Origin of the sequence: Desulfovibrio desulfuricans DSM 642 (genome assembly GCF_000420465.1) — a bacterium.
Taxonomy (GTDB): Bacteria; Desulfobacterota; Desulfovibrionia; order Desulfovibrionales; family Desulfovibrionaceae; genus Desulfovibrio; species Desulfovibrio desulfuricans.
Map to the genome: position 1 here is coordinate 131,367 of NZ_ATUZ01000017.1, position 15,209 is coordinate 146,575.

Here is a 15,209-nt window from a genome sequence, read left to right on the forward strand (position 1 = left end):
AGCATGGGTGCGAGTCAAGCTTGCGGTTAAAGAAATGCCGCTGCGGTTACGCGGGGTCATTGTTTGTGCTATTTGCGACCATAGGTGACAGACCAGCCAGCAAGACAAAACGCCCCCGCGTCAGCGACGCGGGGGCGTTTGAGTACACGTACCTGACGGTTAGTCAGAGAAGTGGTTCACTTCTTTTTTTACGCCAAGCGCAATCCGCCAGAGCAGGGAGACTACCAGCGCGCCCACGGCGTAAACACCAAGGGCCACGGCAATTTCCTTACCGGTGGGCATGTAGGGGGTGATGGCTTCAAACATGTTGGGGGTGAAACCGCCAACCAGAAGGCCAAGACCCTTGTCGATCCACGAAGCCGCCACGAGCATGGCCAGAGCAATGGGCATGAGCGTGGGGTGCGTGCGGAGTTTGGGCGGAATAAGAATGGCCAGGCAACCAAAGGCCATGATAACCGCAGCCCACATCCAGTAACTCACCCACAGCAGATGCCCGCCGTGACCGAAGAACAGCACGTGGATGGGCTCCATGTGGCCGGGAATGTTGCTGTAGAAGGCCGTGAACAGTTCCAGCACAAAGAAGAACACGTTCACGCACATGGCATAGACGATGATGGTGGTAAGGGTCTTCACTGCTTCCTTGCCCACGTCAAAGCCGGTGAGGCGGCGCAGCAAGAGCATGAGCAGCATCAGGATGGCAGGACCGGAGCAGAAGGCGGAAGCCAGGAAGCGGCCAGCCATGATGGCGGTAAGCCAGTAGTGGCGGCCAGGAACGCCAGCGTACAGGAAGGCGGTCACCGTATGGATGGAGAAAGCCCACAGAATCGAAAGATAGATGAGGGGCTTGATCCATTTCGGGGGATCGATTTCGTGACGTTCGGCTTCAAGGGTCACCCAACCGATAATGATGTTCAGGCCAAGGTAGCCAATGAGCACCAGCATGTCGTAAAACATGACGGAATTGGGCGTGGGATGCAGCATAACGTTGAGCATGCGCTGGGGCTGCCCAAGGTCAACCACGATGAACAGGGCGCACATGACCACGGCCGCAACGGCCATGAATTCGCCAAAAATGATCATGCGCTTGAATTTTTTATAGTGGTGGAAGTACGTGGGCAACACCAGCATAACGGCTGAGGCGGCAACGCCGACGAAGTAGGTGAACTGCGAAATATACAGCCCCCACGAAACGTCGCGGCTCATGCCGGTCACAGACAGACCGTTCTGGAGCTGATCCAGATACACAATGCCGCAGCCTGCGATCACGCAGAGCAGGAAGAGCAGCCACAAGTAGTAGGTCTTGGGACCTTCGAGCAATTTTTCAACCATGGCCTGTCCTCCCTATATGAGGTAGTAAACGCCGGGCTGCGTGCCCAGGTTGGGCTTGCGGCGGATACTGTAGTTGGCGGACAAAGCCTGCCGCACCGTTGAATTGGGGTCTTCCAGGTCGCCGAAGAGAATCTTGCCGCCAGAAGCTTCAACGCAGGCGGGCAACTGGCCAACGGCCAGACGCTCGGCGCAGAAGGTGCATTTTTCCACCACGCCGATCATGCGCGTGGGGAAGGCCGGATTGGGCACGGGATCTGCCAGAAACTTGCGCGGATCCTTGAAGTTGAAGGAACGCGCGCCGTAGGGGCAGCCAGCCATGCAGAAGCGGCAGCCGATGCAGCGGTGGTAGTCCATGGCCACAATGCCGTCTTCCATCCTGTAGGTGGCCTGCGTGGGGCAAACGCGCACACAGGGCGGATTGGTGCAGTGGTTGCACAGCAGCGGATAGCTTGCCTCGGCCCGGCGTTTGTCCAGAAAGGCGTTCATTTCATCAGGGAAGGTATGCTCAAACGAATCAAGCCAGAACCATTTGATGTTCTGATCGCCCGGAACGTGCGGGACGTTGTGGAATTTATGGCAAGCTTCGATAAGCGGTTCGTAGTCCTTGGGGCCGTTGAACTGGCGCGTATCGATAACCATGGCCCAGCGCTTGGCGTGCAGGGCGTTGGCACCTTTTTCATAGTGACCGGGGGCAATCTTGGCCTGAGCAACGCCGGACAAGGCGCCAAGGCCAGCCAACCCGCTGCTCAGGGCACAGGCAGAAAGCCCCGCCACTTTCAGAAAGCTTCTTCTGCTCTTGTTCATTACTTGCTCCCCTGGGGAATGATGTGGCAGGTCCAGCAATAGGGATCAACGCTGTTGGCCACGTGGCACTTTTCGCAGAATCCCTTGTAGTCAGTGTGGCACTTCATGCAGGTGTTCTGCAGGCTGATGGTCCACTTTTTGCCGTTGGATGCCACATAGGTGCGGTTTTCGTTGCGCAGGGCTTCATCACGCCACTCGTTGAGCAGCTGCATGTGCTTGTCGCGCATGAAATCCACATTTTCCACACACTCTTTTTCATTCTTGGGCAGCGCAATGCCGGTGCTGGTATAGGTCTTGCCCAGCATGCTTGCCCAGAACGGGGAGGTGAACAGGACCACAAAGATAATGATCCCAAGAATTACTGCTTTGGAGTTATACATCTATTGACCCTCCCCCTGCGCCTCGGGCGCGTCATCATCCTCTACCACATTGGGCAGGTCTTCCTGGCGCATATCCATGGTGCGCTTGCATTCGCCCTTCATCACAAGGGCATTGCCCACCAGTTCGTGCAGACCGCTTACATTGACGCCGGGCGCCCAGTAATTGGCAAGCGGGGGCAGGGTGGCGCGGTCGATGGCGCACACGCATGCCATGTGGTTGACGCCGTGCTTTTCCTGCACATAGCGCAGGGCGTTGCCGCGCGGCATGCCTGAACGCATGCGCAGTTCCATGATTTCTTCTGTGTTCAGGCCGGAACCCGCACCGCAGCAGAAGGTCTGCTCGCGGATGGTGTTCTCGGGCATTTCCACAAAGTTGTTACACACGGCGTTGAGCACGTAGCGGGGTTCATCAAGCAGGCCCATGCCGCGCGCAGGGTTGCACGAGTCATGGAAGGTGGTGATGATATGGTCGTTACGGCTGGGGTCGAGGTTCAGTTTGTTGTGGTGGATCAGGTCAGCCGTGAACTCGGCAATATGCACCATCTTGGTGGAAGCCGCATTCTGGAACACCGTGCCGGTATAGGGCGAAACAGGCGTCGTCATGTGCGAGGGCGACGGGCCGTTGTAGGTGTCCATGTACTGGTTGATCACGCGCCACATGTGGCCGCATTCGCCGCCCAGAATCCACTTGGAACCCAGACGCTCGGCTTCGGCGTACATTTTGGCGTTGAGCTTCTTTGCCATGTTGAACGTGGTAAAGGAGCCGAAGTTGCCGCCTTCCGAAGCGTAGGTCGAGAAGGTGTAGTCCAGATCCAGCTCGTGGAAGAGCATCAGATAGCCCATGAAGGTGTAGATGCCGGGGTCGGCAAATACGTCGCCAGAGGGCGTGATGAACAGGATTTCGTGGCCCTTTTCGTTGAAGGGCGTCTTGGGACGGATGCCGGTGATGGTTTCGCAGTCATCGGCCAGCATTTCCACAATCTCCACAAAGGAGTGGGGCTTGATGCCAAGGTGGTTGCCGGTGAAGCTGCAGTTCTTGACCGGATCCATGATCCAGTGGATGCCAAGGCCCACTTCGTGCAGCAGTTCGCGCACGATGGCGGTGATTTCCGCCGTGTCGATGCCGTAGGGGCAGAAGAGCGAGCAGCGGCGGCATTCGGTGCACTGGTAGGCGTAGTAGAAGAGTTCCTTCACTACTTCCTTGTCCCAGCCGCGAGCGCCCACTTTCTTGCCGAGGATCTTGCCCAGCATGGTGTGGTCGCGGCGGTAGAGCGAGCGGAGCAGCTCGGCGCGCAGCACAGGCATGTTTTTGGGATCATTGGTGCCCAGGAAAAAGTGGCATTTGTCGGCGCAGGCGCCGCAACGCACACAGATATCCATGAACAGCTTGAGCGAACGGTGCTTTTCAAGGCGCTCTTCAAAAGCATCACAGAGGATCTGTTCCCAGTTTTCGGGCAGATTCCAGTCTTCTGCCGCCGGATCCCATTCGTGGGGATTGGGCATGTGCAGAAGTTCCATGGTCTCTTTCTTGGCCGGATAGCAGAAGCTGCCCGGTGTAAATTCAGGCTTTGTGTCAAGCCAGTCCTGGGCGGGAAAGGCCGGGCGGCTGGACACAAGCATTTGCGGCGTAGGTAATTTTGCCATCGTGGAAACTCCTTACTCGGCGGCCTTTTCGGGTTGCTTATCCAGCGGCAGCCCGGCATCGGCCATGGCGTCGCGGTAGGTATCCTCGTACTCGGCGTAGGTGAAGTACTGCTTGGGCGGATTCCAGGGGTTGATGTGGCGCACACGGCGGGAATTGTTGGCCATGTTGCGCGTGGGGCTGAAGAACACGCCCGGCATGTGCATGAGCTTGGAGAAGGGGAAGTAAATCAGCAGTACGCAGACCAGAGTAAGGTGCGTGAAGAACAGGGCGTTGATGCCCGTGGTCGCCACAGGCGCAAAGTGGGTCAGGCCCATGACGAAAATCTTGACCTGGGCGATTTCGGTCTTGTCGAAATAGCGCAGGCAGATGCCGGTACCCACGATGCTGATGATCAGCCACAGGGGGAAGTAGTCGTTGGCAAGTGAAAGGTAGCGCAGGCGTTCGTTGAACAGGCGGCGTCCCAGAAGGAACAGCAGCGCTACCAGCAACAGGCCGCCCGTCCAGAAGAAGCGGGGCGAGCCAAACTGCATGATGCCGTCAATGCTTTCCAGAAAGCGAATACAGGAAGGCACGGGTTCCATAAAGAAACGGAAGTGACGGATAAAAACCAGCAGGAAGCAGTAGTGGAACAGCAGGGCAAAAACCCACAGCCACTTGGAGGAATAATAGATGGTGCGCGGCCCGTTGCTGACAGGATCAAATTCCCTTACTTCCGCAACCGTGTTGCGAAACAGCGAACGGAAGCAGAACACTTCCAGAAACATGCGCTGCACAACACCCCAAGTTGTGCTGGGACAGTCGATTTTTGCCTGCTTGATGAAGTCAAGCGACTGCTCCTGCCCACCAGTGGTGGGGATGCAGAAGGGCACGGGCGATTTGGCCCAGTACACCATGCGCCAGACGACACCGGCGATGAACACGACTACTGCCACATAAGGCAGCGCCACGCCGAACAGGCCCGCAAGCCCTATGGCCGCTCCCGCCCAGGCGATGGCTCCTATGAGCAGCACCAGCAGTAATGAATTGAACATTCCCTACCTCACTTCCACTAAAGTTGCCTCAAAAGCCCACCACGGGATTTGAGAGATCTCTGGCCCGCATGCTGCAAAGCCCACGGTCAGGCCCTACGGCCTAATGAACGCGGAATGTCAGCGGTCGTCCCCGGAAGGAACGGCTCCGCTTTCCAGTTGTTGCGCCCAGCGCGCCAGTTGGGCGTGCTGGTTGCGTATTTCCGTAATGCGCGACTCAGCCAGAATTTCCCGGTCTTCCATATACATGTCAAAGGCCAGAAGCGTCAGGCTGTCGATGCGCGATTCGGTCTCAAGGTAGGCCGCCAGGTCGTCCTGGGCCATAAGTTCAGGCATGACGTGTTGCCGCAGAAGGGGCTTCATGAGGCTGAACACAGCCAGGCTCTGACTGGGGGAGAATTTTTGCACTGCCCGCAACTTGATAAAGCGGTCCATTGCCTTGCGGGTCTGGGCCACTTCCACCGATTCGCCGGTAACTGCATCGTACACGGCCCCTGCGGCTTCTTTGGTCATGTTTGCTACAGGATTGCCGAAGGGGTCGTCTTTTGTGCGAAGAAAACCTGTTGTTTCAAATGGATAAGTGTCGAATACGGAGTCTGTCCATAGACGCACCATCTCGCTCTTGTGTTTACGAAACACATCGATTGCTTTCATTCTGTCCTCGTGCCCTTTTGTCTAAGGCTCTCTCATATAAATAGTAAGCGCAAAGGGCGTCAAGCCCCTTTGCACTTTTAAAACGCAAGGTTTGTCATTTTTTGCACAAGGCCCCGGTGGACGCAATAAGCCATGGCAGTTTAAGGCTACGCCTGGACAGGCTAAATCGACCCGCGCAGTTCCTGAGCCGGAGGCAAAAAAACTGCGATTTTGCCTAGGGGCAGGGCGTTGTGCCAGAACACTGACCAGCCACTTGCGGGTCAAGCGGCAGGTCTGTACTGCCTGCTGCCGGGGGGGGAGTAGGAGCTTGCGGCAAAGAAGCCTGCCCTGCCTGCTGCTTGGTATTCTTTTTCAGCATGGCGGGCAAGCCGTGGTATTCAAAAAAGGGAACAGTCTGCGAACCGGCCATGAACACATGGGCCTTGTTGCGCAACATGCGCAGGCGCAGCAACAGCATATCGGGCGCAGTGGCGGCTATGCCCGTTGGCGCGGCAATGTCTTTTGCCTTGGTCAGGGCTTCAGAAAGGCTTGCGCCGTTATCCATGAGGCGCAGCATGCGCGCAACTGTATGAATGTCGGCTTCATTTTCTGCCAGAGGGTAGAAGGCCACATCTACATGACCGGAGAGGAGGGCGATGCCTTCCTGACAACTGGGGCAGGAGGGAGAAAAGAACATGCGCACGGTGGCTTCGTTGCTGTTGTCCGTGATGGCCCACACGTCCGCCTGGGTACGCAGGGCGGTACCGGTGTTGACGATAAGCAGCAGAACCCAGAGAACCAGCAGGAGTGAGCGGCCCGGCTTGTCCGCCGGAAGGCCGGAGCGGCTGCGCTGCGCCGCCTGCCGAAAGCCAGCGTAGATCATGGCAAAAAAGCAGGCTACAATAAGGCAGCTCACGCAAGGTGCCGTGACCGCCATGAGCAGCAAGAGGCAGATATCGCCCAGAAGTGCCAGGCCAGCCAGAATCAGGCCCAATTGGGCCGCACCCATCAAGGCTGCTGCGGCAAGCAGCGTGAACATGACCCCGCCAGCCCACCAAAGCGATATGCCCGCAATGGACGTATCCTGAAACAGGGCGCAGCCCGAAGTTACGCACAGGTTCACTTCGTTGCCAAAGGCGCTCCAGATACAGAAGGCCGCAGCCAGAACGGCCATGCTCAGAATGCCGGGAAATAATTGATGGGTTCGGTTCATAGGTACCTGTGGATGTAATAGCTTTTCGGCTGGTGCAGCAATAGCGCGACAGGCCCGGTACTGACCATCATTAGGCCCGCCGAAACATCGGGCTGTAGCCGCGATTTCATGCAACTCGTTTCAGGTTATAGGCTGTTTTTGCTTTTTCGTAAAGCGCGGCCCCATCTCTGTTACATGGTGGTTGTGCGGCAATACTGGGCTGTGAAAAACTATATTACAGGGGATGTGGCAGAAGTATGGCGCGCCCAGTTATCCCCGTACACACATGACAGGGCTGGCAATGTGCCCAATCTGGCCGGCCCTGGAAGCATGCGGGCATAACTGCTGAACTCATTGGGGATGCAGCGCGAAAACAAAAGGACGCCCTTTCGGGCGTCCTCTCGCGTTGTGTTGCTGCGGTCAAGCTTACATGGTGGAGCCGGAGGCCGCACGCTGCATCTTGATTTCAACTTTTTCGGTCAGGCTGGCATAGTATTCGCGCAGGATGACGAGCACTTCAGCGCGGCCAAAGTGATCCGGCACTTCCGCGCCTTCGGAGAGCATCTTGCGCAGCTTGGTGCCGGACAGGATGACGCGATCTTCCTTGGTGTGGGGGCAGGTGCGCATGCTGGCCATGCCGTCGCACTTTTTGCAGTAGAAGGTCCAGTCAATGTTCAGCGGTTCGCAGAGCAGGCGCTTGCCGTCTTCGGCGGGCACAGGAATCTTGCGGAAGATTTCCTGGGCTTCAAACATGCCGTAGAAGTCGCCCACGCCAGCGTGGTCGCGGCCAACCAGCAGGTTGTTGATGCCGTAGTTCTGGCGGAAGGTGGCGTGCAGCAGGGCTTCGCGGGGACCGGCATAACGCATGTCCAGGGGGTAGCCAGCCTGAATGACGAAGTCTTTCACGAAGTACTTGTCAACCAGGGTGTCAATGCACTTCACGCGCACTTCGGCGGGGATGTCGCCGGGCTTCAGGGAGCCCACGAGGGAGTGGATAACCACGCCGTCGCAAACTTCCACGCCGATCTTGGCCAGGTATTCATGCGAGCGGTGCATGGGGTTGCGCAGCTGAAGAGCGGCAACCTTCTGCCAGCCGCGTTCGTCCATCTTGGCGCGCAGCTGAGCAGGGGTCATGTACACGCCGGGGAACTTTTCGGGGAATTCGCCCTGCGAAAGAACCTTAACGGTACCGGCAACGTTGAATTCGTTCTGAGCCAGAACCATCTTCACGCCGGGGTGGTCGTTGGGGGCCACTTCCCAGAACTTTTCGGAGTCGGGGCCGCAACCCTTGAACACCAGTTCGCATTCCAGCTTCTTGTCGGCTTCAGTCATTTCATAGACTTCTTCGACCTTCATGGTAGCCATGATTTCGCCTTTGCGAACCAGAGCCACTTCTTCGCCGACCTTGAGGGTCTTGGCATCAGCAGCGGGAACATCAAGGGTGACAGGCACGGGCCAGAAGGTGCCGTCAGTAAGAGTCATCTTTTCGCAGACGCTCTTCCAGTTAGCCTTGTTCATGAAGCCGTTCAGAGGCGAGAAGCCGCCAATGCCCATCATGATCAGGTCGCCCTTGGCACGGGAAGTAATCTCGATCTGCTTCAGGCCTGCGGCTTTTTTCTTCTCGTCATCCAAGGCCTTACCTTCCAGAAGGCAACAGACCAGACCCTTACCGCCATGAGGAGCTACCAGCTTGGACATTGCGAAATCCTCCGTGTTTTAGTTATGTGGGCATCCTTCCGTGGCCGCGTCGCCATGCGGAAGGGCAGCGTTCAGTTCGCATCTTGTGAATAATCTAACAAAAAGTCAACTACCTCTTAAAACTTTTCCCGACTACTCGCCAAAAAAACCAGAGCCACTGCGGGTAATGCGGAAAATTCACTGATACCTATACGCTGAATCGCGCAAAAAGAGAAGGGGGATTCACAATAAAAATGTGCCTGAACCCGAAAAAACATGTGAAAGTGCGCTTTTTTTCGCAAAGTCTTTTGCTAGGCTATGTTGCGCGAACTGGCGTGATTGCTTGCGGGCAGCGAAATACGGCGGAAATCTGTTTGGCTGGATAGAAACTTGCTGACTGGGGGAAATTTTTCTCAACCTCAAAGGCCGAGGCCCGTATCAAACCTGAATCAACAAAAAAAGGCGTGGATGCAGCATCCACGCCTTGCGGTCATTAGTCGGAGGGAATCAGCCCCTAGAACGGCACATCGTCCATGTTGGAGGCTTCGGAAGGAAAGGCCGGGCCGAGATCTTCGTCCATGGGCTGAGGCTTGCGGCTGCCGCCCTGGGGGGCATTGCCGTTCTGGCTGCGTGCGCTCGGGGCACCCTGGCCGCCCTGGCCGCCGCGCGGTGCATTGCCGCGCGGAGCAGCAGAGGCAGCAGGCGCGCCGTAGTCGTCTTCAAAGCCACGGCCACCGCCGCCCTCACGGGGGGCATCGCCGCCCTTGCGGTCAAGAAACTGCACGCGCTGGGCCTTGATTTCTGTGGTATAGCGATCCTGGCCCTGCTGATCCTGCCATTTGCGGGTTTGCAGGCTGCCTTCCACGTAGATCAGGCTGCCCTTGGCAAGGAAGTTGGCGCAGTTTTCCGCCTGGCGCTGAAAAACAGAAACGCGGTGCCATTCAGTGCGATCCACCTTGTTGCCGTCACGGTCAGTGTAGGATTCGTCGGTGGCGACATTCAGGGTGGCAACGGGCGAACCGCTCTGGGTGTACCGCAGCTCTGGGTCGCGGCCCAGACGGCCAATAATCATTACTTTATTCAGCATGGTGATGCTCCAAGGTGGTATTCGAGTTTCAGACTCAGGCTACAAACGCCTTTTCGAGCTGATCCAGCACGTCTTCAATAGCGTCGCTCAGCTTGTTGGCTTCGCGCGGCTGCCATTCGGCAAGGGCCGCTTCCAGTTCGGCCTTGAGCCTCGCGGCTTCAAGAATGCCGGGGCCAAGGGCTTTGCGGCGGGCTGGCGACCAGGGCAAAAATTGCAATCCTTCATCCAGCGCCTTCACCATTTCAAGCACTCCATGTTTTTCGTGCTTGATGGGAACACTGAAAGCCAGCTCCGTAAGTTTGGGCCAGAGTTTTTCCAGCAGGTCTTCGTTCCATGTAACGGCGCTAACGCGGATTTGCAGTGCATTGCCCATAGGTGCTCCCTTGGCGGCGAGCCGCCCGTATGCGAGTTTGCCGCGCCCCTCCCGGCTGCTTGCGGCAGCGCGCAGGGCCAACGGCCTGTGCTGGCAGGAGAGCCTAGTCTTTTTCAGTCCATTCGGTCTGCACTCGCATGATGACTTCCTGAATGGCGGGAAGCTGATCCTGCGGGCATACGCCAATAAGGGGCGCTCCTGCGTCGATATTTTCGTTATAGGTGAAGTAGACGGCGTAGATAACGCCCGCAGGCCCGGTATAGACCAGCGGCACCTCGCGCTTCATGCGCGACATGATGAGCAGTTCCATGCCCTCGCGCACGGCTACCGACTGGGAGTCCGCCGCGCGGATTTTTTTGTCCACCTCAGGTGTGAAGTAGTACTTGGCCCGCTCGGGCGCAACAAAAAGATGCAGGGCTTTTTTGAGCAGGATGCGTTCCACCTCTGCGCGGGTGAGCATGTGGCGCACCACGGCAAGGGGGGTGCCAGCCTCAACAAATGTGCCTTCAAGTTCGGTGTGCAGAAGGCTGATCTCGCCCTTTTCGTTGGCGCAGATGGATTTGGGATTGCGTTCGCGCTCAAGCGTGGCAATGAGCGTCCCGGGCTTTTCCTTCCACTGGCCCTGCGGGCCTACCACCTTGTCGCCTTGTTTTATGCCCGCAAAGGTCACCTTGCCCGTGTGGGGCGTGCTGATGACTATTTCGCGGTAGGGCGAAGACTTTATTTCGTCCAGCAGTGCAGATATGTTTATCATGCTTGGGTCCGTTAACGTTATATATTGGCGACGCTCCGGCTGGTGGGGCTGCTGCCCCCAAACCTCCGGCTAATGGCGACCGGACTGTTCCCGGCCGCCGCGTCACTCGGAATACTTGTCGTTTTTCTACGCAGTGGGGTGCTATCTGTAATACAGGTTCCTGCCGCCAATGGTCAGCAGGGCCTGCTTGAGGTTGGCGCGCACTTCCCTTCTGTCCCAGATACCCTGAATGTGCCCGCGCGAAAGGGCGCGGTACGAGCGGTGGTACTTGGGCGGGATGTCCATGCCCGTGGTTTCCTTGATAACGCCCGGCCCGGCAAAGCCGATGTTGGACGAGCGCACCGCGAACTGGTAGGGCGAGCAGCCGAGGAAGCTGGCCACAGGCCCGGCAAAGGAATTGGTGTCGTACAGCACCATATACAGGCCGCCCGATTCAATGTAGCGGCGCACAGCCACGGTGCAGCGGGGCATCTGGATAACACCGTGCGTACCTTCCTGAATACGGATACCCGCCGTGCCGTGCACATAGGCCAGGAAGGGATAGCGCTTCTTTGCGGCGCGCTGGGCGGCTTCCACAAACTTGTAGCCTTCAGCCGCGCCCACGGAGCCGCCCCGGAAGGTGCCCATGAGCATGGCCACGACCATCTTGGTATTGTCGATGCGGGCTTCAAAGGTCATGCAGCCGCTCTTGGCCCCTGTTTTCTTCTGCGCGTCAAGAACGCGGTCGCCGAAGTTGGGGAAATCAAGGGGGTTGCCCGCTTCAATCTCGCTGTTAAATTCAAAGACCGAGCCGAGGTCAAAGACGTTCTTCACATACCATTCCGGCTCCATGGGAAAGTGGTAGCCGCAGTGGCTGCACACGCCCGCGAATTCGGCAAAGAGGTCAGGCCCCCACAGGTCAAGGCAGCCGTAGGCGGCGCTGTTGGGGCAGGTGATGGCCCGGTCCGTCTTGTAGCGCGGCGAAATGTAGTTCCACCGGCTGCGGCGGCCGTCGTCCGACCACGTGGACAGGGCTGTCAGTTCCTTGACCTTGCTGCTTTCGGCCTTGCCGCTGGGGAGTTTGCGGGTGAGCTTGTGCCAGGGGGCCAGCAGGCGGCTCTTGAACACTTCCCACTCGTTGTCGATTTCTTCCATAAAGGTGCGGATGCGCATTTGGTGCTTGCGGTAGAAATCGTACTTGAAGCTGACCCACGGCTTGGTGAGCCAGTCCCAGGTGGCAACGGCCATCTTGGTGAAGAAGGGACGCCTGTCGCGCGCTGCCTGACGCGAGAGCCGCAAGAATTTTTGCTGGCGGCGTTCGCGCAGCCTGTCCTTGGCGGCAGAGGTCAGGCCCCAGCGGGTGTACATTTCGTCCAGGTTGGCGTCGGGTTTGCGCACACGGGCCAGGGCCAGCCCCTTGAGGCCGGGCATGGTACGTGTGGAGATCACGACCTCATCGGTGGCGCGCAGCACTTCCTGCCGCAGACTGCGGAAAAAGTCGAAGTGCCAGGGGCGTGCGCCCAGAGGCGGCTCCTGAACCACGCGGTCGATGTAGCCGAACTTGAGGTTGTCCTGCGCCGTCATCTTGAGGTTATTGGCGCAGCTTTCGATCAGCTCGGGCGTGGCGCGCTGACCAGCCTTGATACGGCCTTCAATGGCTGCGGCGCCTTCGGGCGAAATAACCGAATAGTAGCCGTGCGAGAGCATCAGGCGCTTGTCTGCAAGGCCAATGGCTTCCGCGCCGCCGGAACCGCCTTCGGAAATGACGGCGATAACGGGCACGCGCAGGCCAGCCATGCTGTAAATGTTACGGGCGATCTGCTGCGCCGCGCCGGGGTAATCCTCAATGGGATACGAGCCAGGCGTGAAGATGTAGGTGTGGACAGGTATCCCTTCGGTCTCGGCTACGCGCATGTACTGCTGCGCCTTGGCGTTGCCCCAGGGCTTGACCGAGCCGCCGTTGCGGAATTCCGCGCCGTGGCCCTTTTCCTGCCCGATAACCATGACGGACTGGGTGTATACCTTTTTGCCCCGGCGGCGGGTAATGACCGCGCGGGCAATGAGCATGCTGGGGTCGAGGCTGTGCTCGTCCTGGCCGCCCACTTCGGTGAAATTGTCGTAGACGTTTTCAAGTATGTCGCGCAGGCAGATACGCTGGGCGTGGCGCACAATGCGCACCTTGTCCATGGGCGTGATGCTGCCCTCAAGGCGGCGTTCCACATAGTTGAAAAGATCTTCTACCGTGGCAAGTTCGGCATAAGGATCTTCCACATTGCCGGAGCGGACGCGCGCAGTGAAGGCGGTCAGCTTTTCTTCAAGCAGGTCGGCGTTATCCTTGTGCTTGCCGGCGAATATGTCCACCAGATAGGTAAGTCTGTCGCGCAGACTCTGGATGCGTTTTTCGATGTTGTTGTCCATAGTATATTGGGGCCAGCTAGACTGGTTTTTTTAGGTAGGCGAAATCCCCGGAATTCCGGGCGGCCAATGGCTTGTCTGCCAGCATGCGTCCATATTGGGGGCGTCTGTTGTTCGCCCCGGTCAGAGCGCAGGAGCTTCCGCAGTCTGCGGAAACCTGCGCAATGTGTGTGGACGGTGCCGTGCTCATGGGCTGGTCCCGTCAGAAGCGCAAAATGCGCTCTGTGTTGGCCGCAAGAAAGTTGACGTTGGACTTCAGTTCCTCGCCCGAGGCATTGTGTCCTTCCAGTCGCAGATCCCCAAGGAATTCAAGGCCGCGCGCCTTGGCTTCCTCAAGGTCTTTGCCCCAGATGATGGCAAGAGCCAGGTTGGGGTCAAATTCTGTGGGAATTTCGTAAGGCTCAGTTGTCGGAACATGGGTGAGCATGGTCAGCCAGGGCTGGTCTTTCCACGCAAATTTTTCAATGCGGCCCACCCAGGGGGTGAAGTTGCTGTCCGGATCTTCGGCGATCAGGCGGTATTCAATGCCCAGACCTTCAAAGGTGATATCCGACTGCCCGTAGCCCAAAGGCTCGCCAAGGCCAATGCGGATCTGCTCGGCAATGAGGTCCACATCACCCTTGCCGTTCACCTTTGAAATGCGGGCAGACACGCCGTTTTCCACCTGGATGCGCGTATTCACTTCCATCAGGAAGGGCTCGCCCTTGCGGGTCACAATCCATTCCCAGGTACCCACATTGTCGTAGCCCACCTTGCGGGCCATGGTGAGGGAGTAGTCAACAATATCGCGCAGCACCTTGCCCGCATCGAAGGTGTATTTGAGTTCTTCGGGCGCAAAGCCCGGTGCGACCTCAATGCGCTTCTGGCGGCCAGTGGACTGGATGGAGCAGTTGCGGGTGCCGAAGTGTACGGGGTTATGCCCGGAGCGGTCAGAAACAACCTGTACTTCAAGATGGTTGAAGTCTGTAATGCGCTGCTCGATGAGCACGCCTTCATCCTTGAACTGGCGCAGGGCGTAGCTGCGGATGCGGCGATAGACCGAGCGGAACTGATCCGGGTCGTACACTTCCTCAATGCCCATGCCCCCGCCGCCAGCGGAAGCCTTGACCAGCACCAGCGGGCGCGTGATGCCCTGCTGATCCTGAAACTCGAACACGCTCTTGGCGATGCGTTCGGCTTCCATCTCGTCATAGATGGGGCGGTCGGAACCGGGAACGGTGGGCACGCCCAAACTGCGCGCAAGGCGTTTGGTGTTGATTTTGTCGCCCAGCTCGCGAATGATTTTCCACGAGGGACCGATGAAGATAAGTTTCCGGTCGCGTTTGGTCACGCGGCGTGCAAAACGAAAATCCTCGGCAAAAAAACCGTAGCCGGGGTGAACTGCTGTGCAGCCCGCCTCATCGGCCACGGCCATAAGTTCGTTGGCGTCATGGTAAGACGACACGCGGTACAGGCTTTTTTCTCCGCCTTGTTCGCGCGCCAGGCGCACATGGCCCGATGCCGCGTCCTCAGCCGTGAAAATGGCGGTAAAGGCCACTCCAAGCTTGCGGCAGGCGCGCATGATGCGCATGGCTATCTCGCCACGGTTGGCCACCAGAATTTTGTGCTTTTGCAGGGGAATGCTGTCCTGAGCTTTGTCCAAGCCTGTCTCCCTCATTGAATTGCGCTTTTTGTGTTGGTTTATGCCCGGCAAGGCCGCGATTGCCCATGAGGCAGAGCGGGCGCGTGCCGGAGTTTGGATTTGCATCGCGGGGTGTTACGGTTCTGTTTCGTTGCCCGCTCCCCCCTTGTGGGGTGTCGATTGGCGAGCTATACAGACTGTGCATCCGCACCTCTTACCCGCTTTTGGCGCGAAAATCCACTCGCGCAAGGGCTGTCCGGCACAAAAAGCCGCGCAGCGGCAAAGGAACGCG

The 15,209-nt window shown here is 58.0% G+C and carries 13 protein-coding genes; all 13 read right to left on the reverse strand.

Going from position 1 to position 15,209, the window contains the following annotated elements:
• Positions 1–159 precede the first annotated feature (159 nt).
• Positions 160–1,329, reverse strand: coding sequence for a sulfate reduction electron transfer complex DsrMKJOP subunit DsrP (dsrP, locus tag G449_RS0113020; protein ID WP_022659758.1), 1,170 nt, complete (start codon positions 1,327–1,329; stop codon positions 160–162).
• Between the two features lie 12 nt (positions 1,330–1,341).
• Entirely contained in the window at positions 1,342–2,133 is a 792-nt protein-coding gene (gene dsrO, locus G449_RS0113025) for a sulfate reduction electron transfer complex DsrMKJOP subunit DsrO (RefSeq protein WP_022659759.1), read from the reverse strand.
• Positions 2,133–2,513, reverse strand: a complete 381-nt coding sequence (dsrJ, locus tag G449_RS0113030; protein WP_022659760.1) for a sulfate reduction electron transfer complex DsrMKJOP subunit DsrJ — start codon at positions 2,511–2,513, stop codon at positions 2,133–2,135. Before dsrJ ends, dsrO begins: the two co-directional genes overlap by 1 nt.
• The gene (gene dsrK / locus G449_RS0113035) at positions 2,514–4,157 is read right to left on the reverse strand and encodes a sulfate reduction electron transfer complex DsrMKJOP subunit DsrK (protein WP_022659761.1); all 1,644 of its coding nucleotides are present in this window, start codon (positions 4,155–4,157) and stop codon (positions 2,514–2,516) included.
• 12 nt (positions 4,158–4,169) lie between these two features.
• Complete coding sequence (dsrM, locus tag G449_RS0113040; protein WP_022659762.1) at positions 4,170–5,189, reverse strand: sulfate reduction electron transfer complex DsrMKJOP subunit DsrM; 1,020 nt, start codon at positions 5,187–5,189, stop codon at positions 4,170–4,172.
• A gap of 117 nt (positions 5,190–5,306) precedes the next feature.
• Positions 5,307–5,840, reverse strand: coding sequence for an RsbRD N-terminal domain-containing protein (locus G449_RS0113045; protein ID WP_022659763.1), 534 nt, complete (start codon positions 5,838–5,840; stop codon positions 5,307–5,309).
• A 214-nt stretch (positions 5,841–6,054) separates the two neighbouring features.
• Positions 6,055–7,032, reverse strand: a complete 978-nt coding sequence (locus G449_RS0113050) for a hypothetical protein (RefSeq protein ID WP_022659764.1) — start codon at positions 7,030–7,032, stop codon at positions 6,055–6,057.
• A gap of 405 nt (positions 7,033–7,437) precedes the next feature.
• The gene (gene sat, locus G449_RS0113060) at positions 7,438–8,709 is read right to left on the reverse strand and encodes a sulfate adenylyltransferase (RefSeq protein ID WP_022659766.1); all 1,272 of its coding nucleotides are present in this window, start codon (positions 8,707–8,709) and stop codon (positions 7,438–7,440) included.
• Between the two features lie 493 nt (positions 8,710–9,202).
• The gene (locus tag G449_RS0113065) at positions 9,203–9,775 is read right to left on the reverse strand and encodes a single-stranded DNA-binding protein (RefSeq protein ID WP_022659767.1); all 573 of its coding nucleotides are present in this window, start codon (positions 9,773–9,775) and stop codon (positions 9,203–9,205) included.
• Between the two features lie 34 nt (positions 9,776–9,809).
• On the reverse strand, positions 9,810–10,148 hold the full coding sequence (locus G449_RS0113070; protein ID WP_022659768.1) for a hypothetical protein: 339 nt from the start codon (positions 10,146–10,148) through the stop codon (positions 9,810–9,812).
• A 103-nt stretch (positions 10,149–10,251) separates the two neighbouring features.
• The gene (locus G449_RS0113075) at positions 10,252–10,902 is read right to left on the reverse strand and encodes a hypothetical protein (protein ID WP_022659769.1); all 651 of its coding nucleotides are present in this window, start codon (positions 10,900–10,902) and stop codon (positions 10,252–10,254) included.
• Positions 10,903–11,043: 141 nt separating this feature from the next.
• A complete protein-coding gene (locus tag G449_RS0113080) occupies positions 11,044–13,299 on the reverse strand; it encodes an acetyl-CoA carboxylase (protein ID WP_022659770.1) in 2,256 nt (751 codons plus the stop codon).
• Positions 13,300–13,498: 199 nt separating this feature from the next.
• Positions 13,499–14,953 carry an ATP-binding protein gene (locus tag G449_RS0113085; protein ID WP_022659771.1) on the reverse strand — a complete coding sequence of 485 codons (1,455 nt, stop codon included), beginning with the start codon at positions 14,951–14,953 and terminating at the stop codon, positions 13,499–13,501.
• Positions 14,954–15,209 lie beyond the last annotated feature (256 nt).